This window comes from Nocardia sp. MH4 (genome assembly GCF_019266065.1).
GTDB lineage: Bacteria > Actinomycetota > Actinomycetes > Mycobacteriales > Mycobacteriaceae > Nocardia > Nocardia canadensis.
This window is the reverse complement of record NZ_LPNR01000110.1, coordinates 29,744-51,774: the sequence shown is the minus strand read 5'-3', so window position 1 is coordinate 51,774 and position 22,031 is coordinate 29,744. Positions and strand designations below refer to the sequence as shown.

Here is a 22,031-nt window from a genome sequence, read left to right as displayed (position 1 = left end):
GGTCACGAAATCTGTTGGGGCACTGAGGCTTACGACGCAAGTCCGATCGGGCGCGCGGTGAATGTCCGCCGCCCTCCGTGCGCGGTGGCGCGCGAGTTACTTTGCGGCACTATCGATTACGTCATCCAAAACTGGAACCTGTTGTAGTGCTTGACAATTCGACAGGGTCTCTACAAAACTACCCGTCGGTAGCCGACGATCGGGAAGCTCGGGCCCGGTAGTTGTGACAAGTCACCGCCGACGATGCCACCGCCTGAACCCCCGTAAACCCCTGTGCACCAGTCGGGGTGAACCTCACCGCCACCGTGACCACACCAAAGGAGTTCAGCGCTATGGACAATCCCGCGCTACCCTCAGCGCACCGTCAGGATGCTCATCCGGCAGTGCACCCGGAGCACTCGGGCGATCAGGTGGCGGTACTGCCCAGACCGTCGGTCATCGCGTCCGTCGTCGACGACGACCGGACCGTCGGGCCGGTCGAGCTGCTTCCGCTGGTCACCGCCCGGTTGCGCGAAATCCTTCTCACCGGTGGTGATTTCGACGACATCTACCGGCATGTCCTGGCCGCTCCCGGCAAACGTGTGCGGGCTCGTCTCGTGCTCGCGTGCGCGGGCCTGCTGCCCGACGGCGCGGCGGCTCCGCGCACCGCCGCCGTCGACCTGGCCTGCGCCATGGAGATGCTGCACGAATCCTCGCTGCTACACGACGACATCTGTGACGGATCCCTACTGCGCCGTGGTGCCCCCTCGGTGCCCGCCGCGTTCGGGGTGCGCATCGCCGCCAGAGCCGGATTCCATATGGCCGGCGCCGCGATGCAGGTGGTCGCCCAGGTCCTGTCCGAGAACCAGAACGTGTTCGGCGGCATCGGCGAGGCGCCGGGGGTGACCTACGCCGACCGGCTCTCCGACCTGTCCTTCGGCCAGCTCATCGAGACCCTGCCGCCCGCGGTGGACGCGACCGCCCTGCGCCGCCACTACGAGCTCGTGGCCGGGGCGAAGACCGGGACGCTGTTCCGGCTCTCGTGCTCCTACGGCGGCACGGCAGGCGGCGCCGATCACGATCGCCTGCAGGCCCTGATGCAGTACGCCGACCAGCTGGCGCTCGCTTTCCAGATCATGGACGACGTCCGTGACATCGAAGGCGGCCCCGAACTGGGCAAGGACGCCTGCGGCGACCTGGACCGGCGGGTGCCGACCTGGCCGGTGATCGAGTGGCTGGCGGTGCGCCCGGGCGCCAGGGAGATGTGGCTGTCGCCGGAGACCTCCAGCGAGACACTGCAATCCGACCTGGTCGACAGCGGCGCCACCCAGGCCGCGCGCGCCGTCGCGCTGCAGGCCACCGAGACCGCGAGCGCGGCCTTGGACATCTTCCCGTCGTCGCCTGCCCGCGACGACCTCCGCGAACTCTTGCAGCAGGTGATCAACCGATGAGACAGACCAGAATCGGCTCCCTGGCCTACGGGCTCCGGCATCTGCGGCGCGCGCCCGACATGGCCGCGCTGCGCGCCGCGTCCTCGCCTGCGGAGCTGGCCCGCCTGGCCTTGATCCCCGCGGGCCGCAACCTCGGCATCTCGGTGAGTTTCCTGCCCGCGCATCTGCGCGCGGAGGCGACCGCCGCGCTGCTGGCCTGTCGCGTGCTCGACGCCTTCGAGGATCTCAGCGATCGGGCGGTCGCGAGCAGCGCCGTGCTGGCCGCGGCCGACTACCTCAACAGCACCTCCGACACGCCCCCACCGGCACTGCCGACCGTGACCGCCGAGGCCCGCGACAGCGAAGCCGTCGACCGGCTGCTGGCCGAGCGCATCGGTGACATCAGAGCGCTGCTGTCGGCGTTGTCGGCGGAGGGACAGAAGCGGGTCGGCGAGGTGATCACCGATGTGGCCGGGGTGATGGCCCGCAACATCGACGGACCGCTGTCGCGGGTGGCCTACAGCGAGGGCGTGCTCGGCCGGGTGACGCACTACGCGTGCGCCCTGGTCGCCGAGAACGTGCTCTCGGAAGCGGACCTACGCGAGCTGACCGGCTGCGTCGCGGTGATCGCCCAGTCGGCGAACGACCTGCGCGACAACGAGTTCGAGATCTACGGCGTCGCCGACCGCGAGGAACTGAAGCGGATGGTGATGCTGCAGCTGCTGGCGCCGGCCCTGGGCGGGTTCGCCCTGCTGGCCCGGCTCGGCCCCGGCACGCCCAGTCGCGGTGCGCGCGCGGCGATGGCGTACATGACCATCACCACCTCCGCGTTCCTGTGCTCGGTCGTCGACGCGCCGTCGCCGTATCGGCGCAAGGTCGGCGCCGCGCTGCTGGCCGCCTCCTCGTCGCGGTACTGGACCAGGATGATCGACCGCGTCCGCCGGACCGCCGATCTGGCGATCCATCGGATGCTCGACGCCTCACCGGATTTCGCCGACGGCGCCAGCCGCACGCGCGAGGTGCTCGGCGCGGGCGACCCGGCCACCATGGCGACTTCGCTGGTCCCGCTGATCGTCGACACCACCTTCGCGCTGGTGCAGACCCTGCCGGAAGCCCCGCTGACCGGCGAGCTGCCCGACGCCGAGGTGCGCACCATGATGATCGCCGACCATCTCGCCTTCGGCGCGATGGAACGGGTGCCACCGCACGAACCCGAAGCGCTGCAGGCGCTCGCCACGAGACTCCAACTCGCTGCCCTCGACACCAGCACCCAAGGGAGCCGCCCATGAGCATCGTCACCAGACCCGCGCTCACCGACCTGGACACCACTAGCGAAGGAGCTCGACTATGAGCACCGGAACGCCCATCGCACCCGAACAGACGCCGTTCAGCAAACGCGTGCTCAAGCTCGAGCACGCCTCCAATGTCGGTCCGCTCGTGCACATCGCGCTGTGGATCGGCATGACCGCCTTCGGCCTGTTCGTGCCGTTCGCGTCGAACTGGTACGTGGCGGTGCCGCTGATCATCGTGCTGTCGCTGCTGAACCTGTCGCTGACCATCGGCGTCATGCACATGCACACCCACCGGCCGCTGTTCGTGTCGAAGTTCCCGAACCGCGTCGTCGACATCCTGTGCTGTCTGCCGGGCAACCTGACCGCCGCCGAGATGCGCGAGGTGCACGTCCTCAACCATCACCGGTTCAACGACGGCCCCGGTGACGTCACCGCGACCACCGGCATGGAGAAGGGCCTCGGCGCCATCTGGTACTGGGTCCGCTACGGCATGATCGTCAAGCTCCACACGATGCGGATGGTCTTCGCCGCCGACCCGGCGCCGCGCCGCCGCCGCACCCGCCACCAGTTCCTCTTCGATCTCGCCGTGTACGCGGTCGTGATCGGCAGCGTCTGGTACGTCGCCGGGATGGAGAAGTTCGTCCTGTTCTACTGGGTGCCGTTCTTCATCACCCAGGTCAACGCGGGTTACTTCGCCTGGCTGAGCCACGCGCCGGCACGCGGGTTCGACGACGAGCCGAGCACCTCGCTGAACAACGCGGGCAACATCCTCAACTTCCTGATCTTCAACCAGGGCTACCACAGCGTGCACCACCGCTACCCCGGCATCCACTGGAGCCAGATCCCGGACAAGCTCGACTACATGCGCGATGTCAATCCCGGCGTCATCGTCCCCTACTGGATGGTCGCGCAGTCGGGGTGGCGGCTGTTCTGGCCCGGCGGCTTCCTCAACGAGGGCTACGGCACCAAGTGGAAGGCCAAGCTGGAGAAGCGCATCGAGGAGGGGACCGTGCGCAACCGGTACCTGCCGTGGTTCGCATGGATCTGATCACCCCCACGCCCACCCAGGCCAGGGACGTGCTGACGAGCCGTTCGCGGCTCGTCCCGTTCCTGTTCTCCTTCGCCGTCTACGGCGTCGCCGGCATCACCGTGCCGCTGATGCTGCTCTTCGCGGGCGGCTGGTTCCTGCCGAAGACGATCGACAAGGGCCCGCACCTGTCGACCGTCCCGGCATTGCTGATCGATGTGGTGCTGCTGGCGCTGTTCGGCCTGCAGCACTCGGGCATGGCCCGGCCCTCGTTCAAGGCGTTCATCACCCGCTGGGTGCCCGACGCGCTCGAGCGGTCGGTCTACATCGTCATGGTGTGCCTGGTCATGTGGGTGATCATGCTGGCGTGGCAGCCGATTCCGGCCGTGCTCTGGTCGGCCGAGGGCACCGTGGGCCTGGTGCTCGACGCCGGGTTCTGGCTCGGTTTCGTGCTCGTCTACGCGGCGACGTTGCTGCTGAACCACTTCCACCTGCTCGGCATCAGCCAGGCCTACCGGGAGTACGTCATCCAGGTGCCGGACGCGACCGTCGACCGGTTGCAGGTGAACGGGGTCTACAAGCTCGTCCGGCATCCGCTGATGACCGGCCTGCTGATCTCGTTCTGGTTCGCCTCGACGTTCACGGTCGGGCACCTGGTGTGGGCCCTCGGGCTGACCGGTTACATCCTGCTGGGCACCTATCTGGAGGAACGCGATCTGATCGCGCGTTTCGGTGCGTCCTATCGCGCCTACGCCGCGCAGGTCCCCGCGTTCTTCCCGTCCGTGCTCCGCATCTTCGGCCGATCGACTCGGCAGCCGTAACGGCAGGCCGCCCGGCGCTTTTCCCCGAGGGGTGACGCGCCGGGCGGGCCCGGCCCGAGTTCGGGAGAGGAATCGACGTGAACGGTCATCCTGTTCGAGAGCGCATCAGACACAACTCCACCGACCCGGGCCCCGTCGCCGGTGTCGGCCACTCCTACGCCAAGGCGATCCTGCTGGGCGAGCACACCGTCGTCCACGGCACGGCCGCCATCGCCTTCCCGCTGCCCGCGCTGCCGGTGCGCGCCGTCGCCCGGCCCGCGTCCGCCGGGACCGAATCCGCGGTGCTCGCCCCGGGTCACTTCCGGTTCCGCGCCGGTGCCGCGGGCACCGCGTCCGGTCCACGCGTCGCGGTGGAGGAAGCGTTGCGGCGCTGGGGTTTCGACGACGACATCGTCGATGTGGTCGTCGAGTGCGACATTCCGCTCGCGCGCGGCCTCGGCTCGAGCGCCGCGTGCGCGGGCGCGGCGGTCCGCGCGGTCGCCGACCTGTACGGTCGCGCGATCGATCCCGGCACGCTCTACGAGCTGGTGCAGTGCGGCGAACAGGTCGCGCACGGGCGGGCCAGCGGCATCGACGCCAGTGCGGTGCTGGCCGGCGGGCCGATCTGGTTCCACGAGGGCGTATCCCGGCCGATCGCCGTGGGCCTCGACGCCGCGCTGGTGATCGCCGACACCGGGGTGCCGGGGTCCACCCAGCACGCGGTGGCCGGCGTGCGCCGGGTCCTGGACCGGGACCGGCAGGCCGCCGATCGGCTGCTGGCCAGGGCCGCGGACCTGATCGCCGCGGCCGCGACCGATCTGTCGGCCGGACACGCCGCCGCCCTGGGCGCGACGATGCTCGAATTCCAGGGCCTGCTCGGCGAACTCGGCGTGAGCACACCGCACATCGACACCCTGGTGAGCGCCGCGCTGGAGGCGGGCGCCTACGGCGCCAAACTCACCGGCGCCGGCCTGGGTGGCTGTGTCCTCGCCCTCACCGCGATCGACACCGCGCCCGCGGTCGGCACCGCGCTGCGCCGCGCGGGCGCGACCCAGACCTGGACGGTCCCCACCGCGAGCCTGCGCTCGGACGCCCTGTCCCCATCCGCCTCGAGACCGGAACGCGAAACCCACCGATGACACCCACTTCCGCAGTACCCGTCACTGCCGCCCGGCCGGGCGAGCACGTCCGCGAGGGCGCGGCCGTCGCGGTCGCGTACCCGAACATCGCCCTGGTCAAGTACTGGGGCAAGCGCGACGAAACCCTGTTCCTCCCCGTCACGGGGAGCCTGTCGATGACGCTGGACATCTTCCCGACGACCACCTCGGTGCGGCTCGTCGACGGGCCCACCGACACCGTGGAGCTCAACGAGGCCGCGGCCACCGGCACCGCTCTGACGCGCGTCGAGCGGTTCCTCGACCTGGTCCGCGCGCTGGCCGGACGCGACGAGCGCGCCACCGTGGTCACCAGCAACGCGGGCCCCACCGGTGCCGGCCTGGCCTCCTCGGCGAGTGGGTTCGCCGCGCTGGCCACCGCCGCGGCCGCCGCCTACGGACTCGACCTCGACGGGCGCGCGCTCTCGCGCCTGGCCCGTCGTGGCTCCGGGTCGGCGTCGCGCTCGATCTTCGGCGGCTTCGTCGTGTGGCATGCGGGCGAGGGCGACGGCGAGAAGGGCGACCTGAGCTCCTACGCCGAGCCGATCGGCGGCGACGATCTCGACCCGGCCCTGGTCGTCGGTGTCGTCGAGGCGGGCGCGAAAGCGGTGTCGAGCCGGGTGGCCATGCGCCGGACCACCGAGACCTCGCCGTTCTATCGCCCGTGGGCGGACTCCTCGGTGCTCGACCTCGCGCAGATGCGTGAGGCCGTCGCGCGCCGGGACATCGCGGCGATCGGGGAGATCGCCGAGCGCAACGCCCTCGGCATGCACGCCACCATGCTCACGGCGCGACCGGGGATCCGCTACCTGTCGCCGCACTCGATCGCGATCCTGGACGCGGTGCTCGCGCTGCGCGCCGACGGCATCGCCGCGTATGCGACGATCGACGCGGGCCCGAACGTGAAGGTGCTGTGCACCCGTGCCGACGCCCCCGTCGTCGCGGCCACCCTCGAGGAGCTCGGCGACTTCGTCACCACCCGGACCGCGCACATCGGTCCCGGCGCCCGGCTGATCGGGGGCGACGACCGGTGATCAGTTGTCGCGCTCCGGGCAAACTCTTCATCGCGGGGGAGTACGCCGTCGTCGAGCCGGGACATCTCGCGGTGCTCACGGCCGTCGACCGTTACGCGAGCGCCACGGTGACCGAGGTGTCCGCCGGGGCGGCCACGACGCTGCGTTCGGATCTGCACGGCGGTGTCTCGCTCACCCTCGGCCGCGACGGCGACCGCTTGGTCCCGGCGACGCCCGAGGGCGCGGTGCCTGCCGCCTTCGCCTACGTGTTCGCGGCCGTGTCGGTGCTCGACCGGCTCCGCGGCGAGCGTGGAATCGACGCTCGTCCTTATCGTTTGGCGGTGTCGGCCGACCTCGGCGACGCCGACGGCCGCAAGTTCGGGCTGGGGTCGAGCGCGGCGGTGACGGTCGCGACGGTCGCCGCCGTCGGCCGGTTCCTCGCGCTGGGACTGTCCGCGATGGACCGGTACCGGTTGGCGATGCTGGCCACGATCGAGGTCAACCCCCGGGCGTCCGGCGGCGACGTCGCCGTGAGCACCTGGGGCGGCTGGCTCGCCTACGGTTCCCCCGACCGCGCGGTGGTGGCCGCGACGGCCGCCGCCGACGGGATCGATGCCGCGCTGCGTGCGCCGTGGCCGGGCCTGTCGGTCCGCCCGCTGCCGACCCCGACCGGCCTGGACCTGCGGGTCGGCTGGACCGGCGACCCCGCCTCCACCCCGGCGCTGGTCGGCGCCGCGACCTGGGCGCGGGGCGACCGGACCGTGTTCAACGCCCGCAGCAACGACTGCGTGCGCCGCCTGCTCACCGCCGTCGAAGCCGACGACGCCACCGGTGTCGGCACCGAGATCGACTACGCCCGTGGCCTTCTCCTCGACCTGGACGCCACCGCGGGCCTGGGCATCATGACGCCGCGACTGCACGCACTGTGCGCGGCCGGAGCCGCCGTCGGTGCCCCGGCCAAGCCGTCCGGCGCGGGCGGCGGCGACTGCGGGATCGCGCTCGTCGACCGCGCGCGTCCCGACGCGAGCACCGAACTGACCGACCGTTGGGTCGCCGCCGGTATCCGGCCGCTGCCGTTGCGGACCCACCCGTTCGAAGGGGACACCGCATGATCGCCGACCGCAAGGACGACCACGTTCGCCACGCGGTGAACCAGCGCAGCGTCGACACCGGCGCCAACGACTTCGACTCGATCACCTTCGTCCACCACGCGCTGGCGGGGATCGACAGCCGGGACGTGTCGCTGGCCGTCGACGTCGCCGGAAAACAGTGGGACACACCGCTCTACGTCAACGCGATGACCGGCGGCAGCGTCAACACCGGCGAGATCAACCGCAAGCTGGCCATCGCCGCCCGCGAGACCGGGCTGCCCATCGCCACCGGGTCGATGAGCGCCTTCTTCCGCGACCCCGAGGTCGCGGGCACCTATCGCGTGCTGCGCGAGGAAAATCCGCACGGGTTCGTGATGGCCAATGTCAACGCGACCGCCTCGCTGGATCAGGTGCGCCGCGCGATCGACCTGCTCGAGGCCGACGCGCTGCAGATCCACCTCAACGCGGTCCAGGAAGTCGTGATGCCCGAGGGCGACCGTTCCTTCGGCTCGTGGCCCCGCCAGATCGAGCACCTCACCGCCAATGTCGCGGTGCCGGTGATCGTGAAGGAGGTCGGGTTCGGCCTCAGCAGGCAGACCGTCGCCTGGTTGCGCGATGCCGGTGTCTCGGTGGCCGACGTCGGCGGCCGGGGCGGCACCAACTTCGCCCGCATCGAGAACGAACGACGTCCGGCCGCCGACTTCGCCTTCATCGAGAGCTGGGGGCAGTCCACCGCCACCTGCCTGCTCGACTGCGCCGGAATCGACGGCATCGACATCGCCGCCTCCGGCGGCATCCGGTCACCGCTCGACATCGCCAGGGCGCTGGCGCTGGGCGCCGCCGCGACCGGAGTCGCCGGTGCCTTCCTGGACACCGTCGTGCGCCGCGACACCGACGCGCTCGTCGAGCAGATCCGCACCTGGCTCGATCAGCTGCGCCAGATCCTGACCGTGCTCGGCGCGCGCACCCCGGCCGACCTGGCCGGCTGCGACCTGCTGATCACCGGGGACGTGGCGAGCTTCTGCGCACTGCGCGGCATCGACACGGCGTCTCTTGCCCACCGGAGTCCCTGGTGGCGCGAATCGAAAGACCGAGGAGGAGTCATCGATGAATGACATGTCGTACGCAGCGGTCCCGCTGCAGTGGGTGGGGCCCTTGCGCATCACGGGCAATGTCGTCGACGATGCCGTCGACGTTCCCCTGGCCACCTACGAAACGCCCCTGTGGCCCTCGGTCGGTCGCGGCGCGCGGATCTCCACCCTCACCGAGCGCGGCATCGTCTCCACGCTCATCGACGAGCGGATGACCCGCTCGATCCTGCTCGAGGCCGACGACGCCTACACCGCGCTCACCGCGGTGCGGCAGCTGAAGGACCGCTTCGCCGAGTTGCAGGAGGTCGTCACCGGCAGCAGCCGCTTCGCCCGCCTGATCGACCTGCACCACCAGATCAACGGCAATCTGCTGTTCCTGCGGTTCGAGTTCAGCACCGGCGACGCCTCGGGCCACAACATGGCCACCCTGGCCAGCGACCACCTGATGGACCACATCCTGACCACGGTCTCGGGCGTGCGCTACGGCTCCATCTCCGGCAACTTCTGCACCGACAAGAAGGCCACCGCGGTCAACGGCATCCTCGGCCGGGGCAAGAACGTGGTGACCGAGCTGCTGATTCCCCGCGAGGTGGTGGCCCAGCGCCTGCACACCACCGCAAGGCAGGTGGTGGAGCTCAATATCCGCAAGAACCTGATCGGCACCCTGCTGGCGGGTGGGATCCGTTCCGCCAACGCGCATTACGCCAACATGCTGCTCGCGTTCTACCTGGCCACCGGACAGGACGCCGCGAACATCGTCGAGGGCTCCCAGGGCGTCACCCACGCCGAGGACCGTGACGGTGATCTGTATTTCTCGTGCACGCTGCCCAACCTCATCGTCGGGACCGTCGGCAACGGCAAGCACGCCAGCTTCGTGGACGACAACCTCGAACGTCTGGGCTGCCGCGAGGACCGGGAGCCCGGCGAGAACGCCCGCAGGCTCGCCGTCATCGCCGCGGCGACCGTGCTCTGCGGCGAGCTGTCGCTGATGGCCGCGCAGACCAATCGCGGTGAATTGATGCGCGCCCACACCCAATTCGAGCGGTCCACCACGAGCAACGGAACACAACGATGAACACATCCTCGGTCGGCATCCACGACCTGTCCTTCGCGACCACCCACTACGCCCTCGACCACGCCGTGCTCGCCGAGCGGCTCGGCGTCGACCGCGACAAGTTCTACCTGGGCATCGGCCAGGAGAAGATGAGCGTCGCCGCGGCCGACGAGGACATCGTCACCATCGCCGCGGCCGCGGCCAAGCCCATCCTCGAACGCCACGGCACCGACAACATCCGCACCGTGCTGCTGGCCACCGAGACCGGTGTCGACCAGTCCAAAGCCGCCGCGCTGTACCTGCATTCGCTGATCGGGCTGCCCAACGCCGCGCGCGTGGTGGAGCTCAAGCAGGCCTGCTACGGCGGCACCGCCGGACTGCAGTTCGCCGCGGGCCTGATCGCCCGCGATCCGGCGCAGCGGGTCCTGGTCATCGCCGCCGACATCGCCAAGTACGAGCTGGACTCCCCGGGTGAGCCGACCCAGGGCGCCGCCGCGGTGGCGATGCTGATCACCGCGAATCCGGCCATCCTGCAGCTGGATCCGTACTCCGGGCTCTACAGCGCCGACATCATGGACTTCTGGCGCCCGAACTACCGCAGCGCCGCCATCGTCGACGGCAAGACCTCGGTCAACGCCTACCAGAAGGCCGCCCAGGAGGCCTGGACCGACTACCGCCGCCAGGGTGGCCGCGACCTCGCCGAGTTCGCCGCCTTCTGCTACCACCAGCCCTTCACCAAGATGGCCTACAAGGCGCACCGGCACCTGCTCGAGAGCCAGGGCCACACCGCCGACGCCGCCGAGATCGAGGCCGCCATCGGCGACACCACCCGCTACAACCGCACGGTCGGCAACAGCTACACCGCCTCGCTGTACCTGGGCCTGGCCGCGCTGCTCGACCACGCCGACGACCTGACCGATCGGGCCCTGGCCATGATCAGCTACGGCTCGGGCAGTGTCGCCGAATTCTTCAGCGGCACCGTGCGACCCGGCTACCGCGAGCACCTGCGGACCGAGGCGAACCTCGCCGCGATCGACTCACGCGAACTGATCGGCTACGAACACTACCGGGAACTGCACGAGGCCACCTCGCCCAGCGACGGCGCGTACCACGCCATGGCGGAGCAGACCCGCCGTCCGTATCGGCTGGCCGCCGTCTCCGGCCACAAACGCATCTACGAATCCCGCTGAGGTCGCCCCATGAGCAGTAACGACACTTCCACGTCCGTGGACGACCGGTCCGCCGGCGACACCACCCGGCGGCACGTGCAGGTCCTGATCGTCGGCAGCGGCCTGTCCGGTCTCGGCACGGCGATCCGGCTCAGCCAGCACGGTGTGACCGACTATCTCGTCATCGAACGCGGCCCCGATGTGGGCGGCACCTGGCGCGACAACACCTATCCGGGCGCCGGCTGCGATGTGCCCTCGCACCTGTACTCGTACTCGTTCGCGCTGAACCCGAACTGGTCGCGCTCGTTCTCGCCGCAGGCCGAGATCGAGCGGTACCTGCGCGAGGTGGCCGACCGGTACGGGGTGCGCGACAAGCACAAATTCGACTGCGCGATGACCGCGGCGCGCTGGGTCGACGCCGACGGCCGCTGGGAGATCGACACCAGCGACGGTGGCTTCACCGCCGACTTCGTCGTCTCGGCGGCGGGCGTCCTCGCCGAGCCGAATCTGCCCGATATCAAGGGGATCTCGAGCTTCGAGGGCGAGATCTTCCACTCGGCGCGCTGGAACCACGACGCGAGCCTGGCGGGCAAGAAGGTCGCCGTGATCGGCACCGGTTCCTCCGCCGTGCAGATCGTCCCGTCGATCGCGCCCGAGGTCGAGCGGCTCGATGTGTACCAGCGCACCGCGACCTGGGTGATGCCCCAGCTCAACCGGCCGTATTTGGCGCCGGAACGCTTCGCCTTCAAGCACGTGCCCGGTCTGCAACGGCTGATTCGCGCGCTGATCTACACCACGCGCGAACTGTTCGTGATCACCCAGGTGAAGTACCCGTGGACCGGCCTGCTGCTCGAAGCGGTCGGGCGGGTGAAGATGCGGCTCGAGATCCGCGACCCGGACAAGCGGCGCAAGGTGCTGCCCGAGCACCGCATCGGCTGCAAGCGCATGCTGGTCTCCAACAAGTTCTACGGCGCGCTCGATCGTGACAACGTCGATCTCGTCACCGACGGCATCGCCGAAGTCCGCGCGCACTCGATCGTCACCGAGGACGGCACCGAACGCGACGTCGACGCCATCGTGCTGGCCACCGGCTTCCATGTGGCCGATTCGCCGACGTTCAACCTCTACACCGGCCGCGACGGCCGGACGGTGTCGGAGGCGGCCGACGCCGAGGGCTACCAGATGTACAAGGGCACCACGGTCGCCAATTTCCCGAACATGTTCTTCATGCTCGGCGCCAACTCCGGGCTGAACTACACCTCGCTGATCTACATCATCGAGTCGCAGATCAACTACATCGTCGACGCGATCACCACCATGCGGGCCCGCGGTCTGCGGTCGTTCGAGGTGAAGGTCGACGCCCAGCGCGCGTACAACAGGGCGCTCGAGCCGAAGATGGCCCGCACCGTATGGGTCAACGGCGGCTGCACCAGCTGGTTCCTCGACAAGCACGGCAACAACTCCGCGCTGTGGCCCGACTTCAGCTTCCGGTACCGGAAGCTGGTGCGCAACTTCGACATCGAGGCCTACGACACCACGGCGACGACGCGGTGACCGACACGCCTCGGCGCCATGTCCGCGTGGCGATCATCGGGGCCGGGTTCGCCGGGCTCGGCGTGGCGATGCGGCTGCGCCGGCTCGGGATCACCGACTTCGTCGTCTTCGAGCGCGCGAGCGATATCGGCGGTACCTGGCGGGACAACACCTATCCGGGCGCGGGCTGTGACGTGCCGTCGCAGCTGTATTCGTATTCGTTCGCGCCGAATCCGGACTGGACACACTCGTTCTCGACGCAACCGCAGATCCAGCGGTACGTGCAGGACACCGTCGACCGGGAAGGGGTGCGCGAGGCGATCCTGCTCGACTGCGAGGTGAGCGACGCGCGCTGGAACGCCGCCACCGCGCGCTGGGACATCCAGACCTCCCTGGGCGCGTTCACCGCCGACATCACGGTCTCGGCGGCGGGCCCGCTCAGCGCGCCGAGACTGCCGGAGATCAAGGGCATCAGCACCTTTCGGGGTGCGCTGTTCCACTCCGCGCGCTGGGATCACGAGGTCGACCTGACCGGCAAGCGGGTCGCGGTCGTCGGCACCGGCGCCTCGGCCATCCAGATCGTGCCGTCGATCGCGGGTACGGTGGGCCGGCTCGCGGTGTATCAGCGCAGCGCGCCCTGGGTGCTGCCGCGCCTGGGTCATCGCTACACGCGGCTCGAACGCCTGTGGTATCGCCACGTTCCCGGTTCCCAGCGACTGGCCCGCGCGGGGGTGTACTGGGTGCGCGAGTCGTTCGTGCTCTGGCAGTCGAAGTATCCGCCGCTGGCCGACTTCTTCGCCGCCGGTGCCCGCCTGAAGCTCTGGTGGGTGATCCGGGACGCGGCGTTGCGGCGCAAGGTGACTCCGGACTACCGGCTGGGCTGCAAGCGGATGCTCATCTCCAACGAGTACTACCCGGCGCTGGCGCGCGAGAACGTCGATGTCGTCACCGACGGGATCCGGGAGATCAGGGAACACTCGATCGTCGCCGAGGACGGCACCGAACGCGAGGTCGACGCGATCGTGCTGGCGACCGGGTTCAAGATCTCGGACTCGCCGACCTACGACCTGATCACCGGCCGCGACGGGCGCACCCTGGCGGAAGTGTTCGGCGAGCACGGGCTCAGCGTGTACAAGGGCACCACCATCGCGAACTTCCCGAACCTGTTCCTGATGATCGGCCCGAACGCGGCGCTGAGCTACACCTCGGCGTTGTTCACCATCGAATCGCAGATCAACTACATCGTCGACGCGATCACGACGATGGACGCGCGCGGGCTGCGGACGGTGGAGGTGCGTGCGCAGGCGCAGCTCGACTACAACCGGGACCTGCAGACGAAGTTCGCCGGTACCGTCTGGAACGCGGGCGACTGCACCAGCTGGTTCGTCGACGAGCGCGGACAGCACTCCCGGCTCTGGCCCGACTTCAGCTTCCGGTTCGAACGGATGCTGCGGACGTTCGACGTGGACGCCTACGACACGACCGCACGGACGTAGGGCGCGCGGGCACAGCTGATCCCGGGACGAGGTTGGGGGCGTCCCGGGATCATCGCTGAGTCAGCCCGACAGCGATTCGAGCAGTGTGGCGAGTACATCGACGAGGTCACCGAGAATCGCGGAAAACATGAGCTCTCCCTTCAGTCGGATGATCGGCCCGCAGGAGTACGGAAAGCGGCGCGGAACGCGGCTTCATCGCTGTGGTGCAGGAATGGGCCCCGGGCCCGTAAACCGGAGTGCGGGAAGATCGCTGGAATATCCGGGATCACACCAGACTCGGTGTGGAAATGCATCCACACCGTAGCAAACCGGGTTTTGCGTATACAAGGATGTGAAGGTCGGCTAAAGATTCGTTATCGAATTTTCGAAAACGCAGGTCACGGCGGGTATTCGGGGTGTGCTCGACGTTATCCGCAGGAATGGCGCGCCCCGCGCACACCGTGCCTGCGGGGGTGATCCGGACGGCTATTCTTGCGGCGCGTCCGCCGGACGTTATCGGAACGTATTGTTGACGGCCTGAGCAGCGGGGCGCACCGATCCGCGCAAGGGGTTCGCGGTCGGGAAGGTGATCGACGGCAGTGTCACCCACATGCGCACTCGGGTGCCGTTCTCGTCGTGGCTGAATTCCAGATCCTCGGTGAGCACCCGCATCATCTCCACGCCGCGCCCGCGATAACCGGGGTCGGTCGGGGTGGGAATCCAGCGGCCCGTGTCGACGACCTCGATGATCACCCGATCGCCCTCGCAGGTGGCGGTGAGAGTGACCCGGCCGGGCTCGGAGTCGCGGTAGGCGTGCTCGACACTGTTGCTGCACGCCTCGTTGGCCGCCGCGACGAGGTCGGCGGCGAGATCGTGCGGAACCGCGGCGGTGGCGAACCAGCGGTAGAGATTGCGCCGCAGGCCGGTCAGCTCCGCCGCGGCGGCGGGGATGTCGAGGTGCAGGGGTTCGGGCGGCTGACGGTAGACGACCATGGCGACGTCGTCGTCGTAGCCCGCGGGCGGACACAGCCGCGAGAGCACGGCGTCGGCGACATCGCGGGGCAGCGCGGCACCGGTCTCGCTGAGCACGCCGGCGATCTTGACGAAGCCCTCTTCGATGTCGTAGCCGCGCTGCTCGACCAGGCCGTCGGTGAACAGCACCAGCGTCGCGCCGGGCGGCAGCGCCGTGGTCGCCTCGGGCCTGCGCGGGGTGTCGAAGGTGGCCAGCGGCACCGCGCGTCCGCCCTCGAGTACCCGGCCCATGCCCCCGGGTGGGGCCAGGATCGGGGGCATGTGACCGGCGTTGGAATAGCGGACCATCCCGCGCTCGGGATCGAGCACCGCCGCGCATACCGTGGTGCACATGGCGCCGGGAATCCGGGCGGCGACGGCGTCGAGCTCGGCGAGCAGCTGCGCCGGTCCGGCGCCGCGCAGCAGCAATGCTCTTGCGGCCGTGCGCAATTGGCCCATCACGACGGCGGCCGAGAGGCCACGGCCGACACAGTCGCCGACCACGACGCCGATGGTGCCGTCACGCAACGGCACCACGTCGTACCAGTCACCGCCGATCTCGAGCGGCGGCAGCGCGGGCTCGTAGTGCACCGAGAAGCGCGGCGGCAGCTCGATCGGGCCGAGCATGGCGCGCTGCAGGGTGAGCGAGGTGGCGCGCGCCTGGTCGAAGTTGCGGGCGCGCTGCAGGGCGACGCTGAGGTGGCCGACCAGCAGCGAGTACAGCGCCCAGTCCGCGGCGCTGATCGCGCGAGGCGCGCCGAAACGCACCCACAGGGCCGCGTCGCCGGTCTCGCCGAGGGGCGCGACCACGGCGTCCACCCCACCGTCCTCGCCGGTGATGGCGGACAGGCCGCGGGCGGGTTGCCTGCGTGCCCGGTCGACCAGGGCGCGGACCTCCTCGTCGAGGACGACCCGCCCCGCCGGCTCCGCGACCGGTGCGGCGACGAACTGCGGTGTGCCCTCGGCACGTCCGGCCACCTCGGGCGCCCCGGCCGGTGGCTCGCCGCAGGAGTACACGTCCGGCTGCCCGGTCCGGCTCGGCCACACCGCGACCAGTGCGGTCCGTGCCCCCATCGTCCGGCGCAACTCGTCGAGCCCGACCTCGAGCACCTCCACCATGCTGGTGGCCGCGCCCACCGCGGTCGCCAGCCGCGAGGCGGCCTGATCGCGCGCCTGCGCATCGTGTTCGGCGGTCACGTCGCGCACGGTGCCGACGAAGATCTCCTCGTTGTTCTCCTGCTTCACCAGCGAGCTGGCGCTCACCGCCAGCCAGCGTTCACGGCCGTCACGATGACGCACCGGCATCACGAAACGTGATGCCTCCGTACCGATCTGGGGGTAGCCGGCCCGATCCGGCAACGCCCACGGATGCGGTACCGGGTAGGGGACCGCATCCGCGCCGTAGCCGGTGAGCACCCCGAAGGCGGAGTTCACCTCGACGATCGTGCCGCGATTGTCGGCGACGAAGAAGCCGTCCTGCAGGGACTCGACCAGTGCGGTGCGGAACGCGTCACGGCCCGCGAGATCCTCGGCGCGCGAACGCTGCTGCTCGTAGCGACGGGTGCCGTCGAGATAGCCGCGGGTGGCGATGTCGAGCGCGGCCATCGTCTGCAGCAGGAACTCCAGCGCCACCTCGGCGCTGCGGGCATCCGCCGTTTCCTCGATGTACGCCGCCACCGCCCGGAAGTGGTTCTCGGTGAGGTCGAGCAGACTGATGCCCTCGACGAGGGCGCGCCTGCCGAGGTCGTAACCCTCGGTGAGGCCGGCCTGGCCGGGCGCGGCGACGTGACGGCGCAGAGCAGCCGAGTAGTCGTCGAGAAATGCGGCCAGGACAGCGCTCATCGGCAACCTCTCATGGACAAGCTCCGCGGAATCGCGCCGCGAGAACCAGGGCGTCGTCGGTGTCCTTGGCATCGCGGGCGAGCAGGTCGCCGGCGATCTGGCTGGCCGGACGCGCCAGATCGATCGACTCCGGGCCGACCGAGACGATGCCGTCGGTGGCCATCAGCAGCAGGTCACCGGGACGGATCGGCAGGGTCTGCGGTTGCAGGTGCGAGGGCAGCCGATAGCCGACGATGCCGCCGGTGAGCAGCATGGTCGCCCGCAGTTCCGGACCGGCCGGACCCAGCGTCAGCAGCCGCGACTCGACATTGCCGACGCCGAGCCACTGCAGCGTCTCGCCCGGTCCCATCAGGGCCAACGAGACCGCGGCGCCGCGGGTTTCGACCATCGCGCGATGGCACAGCACCATCAGCACGTCCAGCGGTTCGCCGCGGTTCTCGGCCAGGATGACCATCGCGCGGTCGGCCGCGTCGGCCGCGGCCGCGCCGTGCCCGAGCCCGTCGAGCACGCCGAACAGCGCGCCACCGTCACCGGTGTCGAGGATGACCGCACGATCGCCCGAGACGTCCTGCCCGGGCAGTGCCCGACCGGCCGTCGACCATTCCGTGCGGCCGATGATCCCGTCTTCATGCACCGTCGGGTACCCACTTCCACATCTCGATCAACGTCCCGCGGCCGGGGGCGGAATCGATGGTGAGGCCGTCCATCAGCCTGCGCGCGCCGGGCAGCCCCAGCCCGAGTCCGCGGCCGGTGGAGTAGCCGTCGTCCAGGGCGCGCGTGATGTCGCGGATGCCCGGTCCCTGGTCTTCGGCCTGGACGACGAGGGAGCGCCGGCCGTCGCGCAGGTCGACGAGCAGCCGGATCTCGCCGCTGCCCGCGTAGCTGGTGATGTTGCGCGCGATTTCCGAGATCGCGGTGGAGATCATGGTGCGGTCGGTGAGAGTGAAACCCAGGGCTGCGGCCAGTTCATGTCCCGCCTGACGTGCGGTGACGATGTCCTCGGAGACTTTGACCGCGATGGCCACCTGCTCAGCGGCCACTGTCACGACCGTCTCGTCGCCTGCTGGGGAGGCGGTTGAGCCACGCGAGGCCCTCCTCCAGATCAAGCGCGGTGTGCATGTCCTCGAAGGTCAGGCCGAGCTGCACCATCGCGAATGCCACCTCCGGCTGCAATCCCACGATGACGGTCTCGGCGCCGCGCAGCTGGGTCATGTGCGCGATGGTGCGCAGCGAGCGCGCGGCGAAGGAGTCCATCACGTCGATTGCGGTGACGTCGACGACGATGCCGGTAGCCCGATAGCGGCTGACCTGCTTCATGAGGTCGTCCTGGAGACGCTCGGTATCGCTGTCGGTCAGGGCCGACTGCACCGAAGCGATCAGGAACGTGCCCTGTTTGAGAATGGGAACCGGCATGGTGGCTAGCTCAGCGTCCGTCTCGTTCGCTCAGGCGCTCGGTCACCCGGGAGACCTCGTACCCGAGCAGACGCTCGGCCTCTTCGATACCGCCCTGCAGGTCGCCGACCGCGTTCATCTTCGACAGATCCAGGCCGATGGTCACCAGCGTGAGCGCGATCTCCGAGGACAGACCGGTGATGATGACGTTGGCACCCATCAGGCCCGAGGCGTCGACGGTCTGCACGAGGTGGTTGGCCACCACCGAGTCGATCGCGGGCACACCGGTGATGTCGATGACGACGACCTTGGCGCGGTTGGCGCGGATGGCGCGCAGCAGCTGCTCGGTGAGCTGGCGGGCGCGCTGGGAGTCGAGCACACCGATGATCGGCAGGATGAGCAGCTGTTCGCGCACCTGAAGCACCGGGGTGGACAGCTCGCGGATGGCTTCCTGCTGCTGGCGGATGACGCGCTCGCGCTCCTGCACGAACGAGATGGCCACGGTGCTGGCGATGCGGTTGGCGGCGGGTTCGTAGGCGTCGAGGACCTGGTTGAGCAGATCGAAATCGGCCTGGTACTTCTCGAACAGCGAGCGAGCCAGCACGTCGCGCAGGAGCAGCACGATTCCGAGGACCTCGTCGGTCTCGACGCCTCGCGGAATGATGCGCTCGGACAGGTCGCGGGCGTAGGCCTGCAGCGCCTCGACGCTACCGGTGACGAGCACCTCGACGTAGTTGTCGTACATCGACGTGGCCTCGGAGAAGATCTCCTCCGGGGTCATGGCCGTGAGCAGCTCGGCCTCGGTGATGCGCCGCGCCCACTCCTCGCGCAGTCCGGTGCGGTTCTGCCGGAGGTGCTCGACCAGTTGCGGCAGCAAGTTGTCTACCGGGCGCGCCGGCAGCGAATCCGCCGAAAGACTCATGGACACCTCGGACATGGAAACTCCTGCCCCTTTCGACGGGCTTTCTCCGGTGCGCAGCGCGCGCTTGGCTCGAGCCTACTCATACCCCATCCGGGATGCCGTCCAAACGTGCGGGTTGCTCCGCGTCCGCTGACCGCTCCGGGGCGAAGCCTCGCTCCAGCGCTCGCAGCGCGCGGTCCAGATAGCTCGTCAGATCGGTGTCACCGCGTTCGAGCCAGGCGTCGAACGCCGCTCGCGCGGCCGCCAGCGTGGTGCGGCCGACGGCCAGGGGGACCAGGTCGCCGGCGGTGGTGCCGAGGCGCCGGGCCGCGAACTCGCCGACCGCGCGTTCCCACGCGTCGTAGTGCGCGCCTGCGCCCGCCGAGAGCGCGGGGACCCCGGAGACCAGGCGCATCCTGGTGCGCAGCTCCGGGATGTCCTCGGCGCGATATCTGTTGGCCGCCACCACGATTCGGCGCACCGCCGCCATCATCGGCTCGTCGTCGGGGACCGCGGCGAACGCGTCGCGCAGGTCGGCGACCTCGTCGTCGAACTGGTGCCAGAGCACCTCGGCCTTGCTGGGGAAATACCGGAAGAAGGTGCGTTCGCTGACCCCGGCCTCGGCCGCGATGCGCTCGACGGTGACGTCGTCGAAGCCGTGCTCGGCGAACAACCGCATCGCGATGACTTCGAGTTCGCGGCGCGTGGTGCGCGGCGGGCGGCCGCGATGCGCGCGCGGGGACAGGGCTGACATGGATACAGAGTAGGGAATCCCGGCCCCTTGATTATGTCAGTGACTGTCGTTAATCTCGGGACCATGTTCGTGGCCCACCTCACATGGCCCGAGGCGGGCACATGTGCCGCCGCGGGAGTGATCCTGGTCATCCCGCTCGGCGCCACCGAGCAACACGGCCCCCACCTGCCCCTGTCCACCGATACCGACATCGCCGCCGCGGTCTGCGCGCGGGTCGCCGCCGAGCGTGCCGACGTGCTGGTCGCCCCGGCGGTGCCCTACGGCGCCAGCGGCGAGCACGCCGGCTTCGCGGGCACCCTGTCGATCGGGCAGGCCGCGCTGGAGCTGCTGGTCGTCGAGCTGTGCCGGTCGGCCACCGACACCTTCGATCGCATCGTGCTGGTGAACGGGCACGGCGGCAATGTCGAGGCGGTGCGCCGCGCGGTCGCCCTGCTGCGCTCGGAATCGCGGGACGTGCGCCTGTTCTCGCCCGGGTACGGCGGTGACCCGCACGCGGGCCGCGCCGAGACCTCGATCCAGCTCGCGCTGACGCCGGATCTGGTGCGCGCCGACCTGGCCGAACCGGGGGACCGGCGCCCGCTGGCCGAACTGCTGCCGCTGCTGCGGGCCGGCGGTGTCCGGGCCGTGAGCCCCAACGGAATTCTCGGTGACCCCACCGGGTCGAGCGCAGGCGAAGGCGCCGCGCTGCTGAACGCGGCAACCACCGCACTGCTGGCAGACCTGGGCCGCTGGTGGCCCCAGGTTCCTGAGGAAGGATCACGTCGATGAATCCCTGGTTCGAGACCGTCGCCGAGGCGCAGCGCCGCGCCCGCAAGCGCCTGCCGAAATCGGTGTACGGCGCGCTGATCGCGGGCTCCGAACGCGGCCAGACCATCGAGGACAACCAGACCGCGTTCACCGAACTCGGCTTCGCCCCGCACTGCGCGGGCCCGATCGGCGAGCGCGACCAGTCGACCACGGTGCTCGGCCAGCAGCTCTCGATGCCGGTGCTGATCTCGCCCACCGGCGTGCAGGCGGTACACCCCGACGGCGAGGTCGCCGTGGCCAGGGCGGCGGCCGCGCGGGGGATCGCCATGGGCCTGAGCTCGTTCGCGAGCAAGCCGATCGAAGAGGTGATCGCGGCCAACCCGGCCACGCTGTTCCAGCTGTACTGGTGCGGCAACAAGGACCAGATCCTCGAGCGGATGGCCAGGGCGAAGGCGGCGGGCGCGGTCGGGCTCATCCTGACCCTGGACTGGTCGTTCTCGCACGGTCGCGACTGGGGCAGCCCGGTGATCCCGGAGTCGCTGAACCTGCGCACCATGATGAAGTTCGCCCCGCAGACCCTGGCACGCCCGCGCTGGCTCGCCACCTACCTGCGCTCGGGCTCGATCCCCGACCTGACCGCCCCCAACATGGCCGTCGGCGGCGGCGCGGCGCCGGGCTTCTTCGGCGCCTACGGCGAGTGGATGCAGACCCCCGCGCCCGACTGGGACGACGTCGCCTGGATCTGCGCCCAGTGGGACGGTCCGGTGCTGCTCAAGGGCGTCATGCGGGTCGACGACGCGCTGCGCGCGGTCGACGCGGGCGTGGCCGGCATCTCGGTGTCCAACCACGGCGGCAACAACCTCGACGGCACCCCCGCCGCCATCCGGGCGCTGCCGGTGCTGGCCGACGCAGTCGGCGACCAGATCGAGGTCGTCCTCGACGGTGGAATCCGGCGCGGCAGCGATGTCGTGAAGGCCGTGGCCTTGGGCGCCCGCGCGGTGCTGATCGGACGCGCGTACCTGTGGGGCCTGGCCGCCAACGGCCAGGCGGGCGTGGAGAATGTGCTCGACATCCTGCGCGGCGGCATCGATTCGGCGCTGCTCGGCCTGCGCAAGACCTCGATCGCCGATCTCGACCGGGGCGACATCATCGTGCCCGCCGGGTTCGAACGGGCCCTGGGCGTGCCCGCCGACCTCGAACGACCGCTCACCACAGCGGATCTCGTCCAGCGGTAGCTATCCCACCACCGGCGACGGACTCCGCTTCGGCGAGGTCC

General features: G+C 69.9%; 20 protein-coding genes. 14 read left to right on the top strand and 6 right to left on the bottom strand.

Going from position 1 to position 22,031, the window contains the following annotated elements; all coding sequences use genetic code 11:
• The first annotated feature begins 332 nt into the window (after positions 1-332).
• The 12 genes from ATM97_RS20920 (at position 333) to ATM97_RS20865 (ending at position 14,129) form a co-directional block, all read left to right on the top strand.
• Positions 333-1,430 carry a polyprenyl synthetase family protein gene (locus tag ATM97_RS20920; protein ID WP_255588141.1) on the top strand — a complete coding sequence of 366 codons (1,098 nt, stop codon included), beginning with the start codon at positions 333-335 and terminating at the stop codon, positions 1,428-1,430.
• On the top strand, positions 1,427-2,698 hold the full coding sequence (locus ATM97_RS20915; protein WP_218719729.1) for a hypothetical protein: 1,272 nt from the start codon (positions 1,427-1,429) through the stop codon (positions 2,696-2,698). The genes ATM97_RS20920 and ATM97_RS20915 overlap by 4 nt, the downstream gene beginning before the upstream one ends.
• A 58-nt stretch (positions 2,699-2,756) precedes the next feature.
• Complete coding sequence (locus tag ATM97_RS20910) at positions 2,757-3,749, top strand: fatty acid desaturase (RefSeq protein WP_218719728.1); 993 nt, start codon at positions 2,757-2,759, stop codon at positions 3,747-3,749.
• A complete protein-coding gene (locus tag ATM97_RS20905; protein WP_218719727.1) occupies positions 3,740-4,549 on the top strand; it encodes an isoprenylcysteine carboxylmethyltransferase family protein in 810 nt (269 codons plus the stop codon). Before ATM97_RS20910 ends, ATM97_RS20905 begins: the two co-directional genes overlap by 10 nt.
• Before the next feature lie 77 nt (positions 4,550-4,626).
• Positions 4,627-5,667, top strand: a complete 1,041-nt coding sequence (gene mvk / locus ATM97_RS20900; RefSeq protein WP_218719726.1) for a mevalonate kinase — start codon at positions 4,627-4,629, stop codon at positions 5,665-5,667.
• Entirely contained in the window at positions 5,664-6,716 is a 1,053-nt protein-coding gene (gene mvaD / locus ATM97_RS20895; protein ID WP_218719725.1) for a diphosphomevalonate decarboxylase, read from the top strand. Before mvk ends, mvaD begins: the two co-directional genes overlap by 4 nt.
• Positions 6,713-7,807 carry a phosphomevalonate kinase gene (locus ATM97_RS20890; protein WP_218719724.1) on the top strand — a complete coding sequence of 365 codons (1,095 nt, stop codon included), beginning with the start codon at positions 6,713-6,715 and terminating at the stop codon, positions 7,805-7,807. The genes mvaD and ATM97_RS20890 overlap by 4 nt, the downstream gene beginning before the upstream one ends.
• Positions 7,804-8,901 (top strand): type 2 isopentenyl-diphosphate Delta-isomerase, encoded by a 1,098-nt coding sequence (gene fni / locus ATM97_RS20885; protein ID WP_218719723.1) that lies wholly within the window; start codon positions 7,804-7,806, stop codon positions 8,899-8,901. Before ATM97_RS20890 ends, fni begins: the two co-directional genes overlap by 4 nt.
• A complete protein-coding gene (locus ATM97_RS20880; RefSeq protein ID WP_218719722.1) occupies positions 8,894-9,952 on the top strand; it encodes a hydroxymethylglutaryl-CoA reductase in 1,059 nt (352 codons plus the stop codon). Before fni ends, ATM97_RS20880 begins: the two co-directional genes overlap by 8 nt.
• Complete coding sequence (locus ATM97_RS20875) at positions 9,949-11,121, top strand: hydroxymethylglutaryl-CoA synthase (RefSeq protein WP_218719721.1); 1,173 nt, start codon at positions 9,949-9,951, stop codon at positions 11,119-11,121. Before ATM97_RS20880 ends, ATM97_RS20875 begins: the two co-directional genes overlap by 4 nt.
• A gap of 9 nt (positions 11,122-11,130) precedes the next feature.
• On the top strand, positions 11,131-12,654 hold the full coding sequence (locus ATM97_RS20870) for an NAD(P)/FAD-dependent oxidoreductase (RefSeq protein WP_218719720.1): 1,524 nt from the start codon (positions 11,131-11,133) through the stop codon (positions 12,652-12,654).
• Positions 12,651-14,129 carry an NAD(P)/FAD-dependent oxidoreductase gene (locus ATM97_RS20865; RefSeq protein WP_218719719.1) on the top strand — a complete coding sequence of 493 codons (1,479 nt, stop codon included), beginning with the start codon at positions 12,651-12,653 and terminating at the stop codon, positions 14,127-14,129. Before ATM97_RS20870 ends, ATM97_RS20865 begins: the two co-directional genes overlap by 4 nt.
• A gap of 492 nt (positions 14,130-14,621) precedes the next feature.
• Here the strand turns inward: ATM97_RS20865 and ATM97_RS20860 are convergent, their stop codons facing one another.
• From ATM97_RS20860 to mftR, 6 genes are all read right to left on the bottom strand, one after another.
• Positions 14,622-16,961 (bottom strand): SpoIIE family protein phosphatase, encoded by a 2,340-nt coding sequence (locus ATM97_RS20860; protein ID WP_218719718.1) that lies wholly within the window; start codon positions 16,959-16,961, stop codon positions 14,622-14,624.
• A 10-nt stretch (positions 16,962-16,971) separates the two neighbouring features.
• Positions 16,972-17,595: a SpoIIE family protein phosphatase gene (locus ATM97_RS20855; protein WP_218719717.1), complete on the bottom strand. Its 624-nt coding sequence runs from the start codon at positions 17,593-17,595 to the stop codon at positions 16,972-16,974.
• A complete protein-coding gene (locus ATM97_RS20850) occupies positions 17,588-18,001 on the bottom strand; it encodes an ATP-binding protein (RefSeq protein WP_218719815.1) in 414 nt (137 codons plus the stop codon). The genes ATM97_RS20855 and ATM97_RS20850 overlap by 8 nt, the downstream gene beginning before the upstream one ends.
• A complete protein-coding gene (locus ATM97_RS20845; RefSeq protein ID WP_218719716.1) occupies positions 17,991-18,374 on the bottom strand; it encodes an STAS domain-containing protein in 384 nt (127 codons plus the stop codon). Before ATM97_RS20845 ends, ATM97_RS20850 begins: the two co-directional genes overlap by 11 nt.
• 10 nt (positions 18,375-18,384) lie before the next feature.
• Positions 18,385-19,290: an STAS domain-containing protein gene (locus ATM97_RS20840; protein WP_218719715.1), complete on the bottom strand. Its 906-nt coding sequence runs from the start codon at positions 19,288-19,290 to the stop codon at positions 18,385-18,387.
• 64 nt (positions 19,291-19,354) lie between these two features.
• Positions 19,355-20,008 carry a mycofactocin system transcriptional regulator gene (mftR, locus tag ATM97_RS20835; protein ID WP_218719714.1) on the bottom strand — a complete coding sequence of 218 codons (654 nt, stop codon included), beginning with the start codon at positions 20,006-20,008 and terminating at the stop codon, positions 19,355-19,357.
• Positions 20,009-20,071: 63 nt separating this feature from the next.
• Between mftR and mftE the strand changes: the two genes are divergently transcribed.
• Positions 20,072-20,776 carry a mycofactocin biosynthesis peptidyl-dipeptidase MftE gene (gene mftE / locus ATM97_RS20830; protein WP_218719713.1) on the top strand — a complete coding sequence of 235 codons (705 nt, stop codon included), beginning with the start codon at positions 20,072-20,074 and terminating at the stop codon, positions 20,774-20,776.
• The gene (mftD, locus tag ATM97_RS20825; RefSeq protein ID WP_218719712.1) at positions 20,773-21,990 is read left to right on the top strand and encodes a pre-mycofactocin synthase MftD; all 1,218 of its coding nucleotides are present in this window, start codon (positions 20,773-20,775) and stop codon (positions 21,988-21,990) included. The genes mftE and mftD overlap by 4 nt, the downstream gene beginning before the upstream one ends.
• The last annotated feature ends 41 nt before the right edge of the window (positions 21,991-22,031 follow it).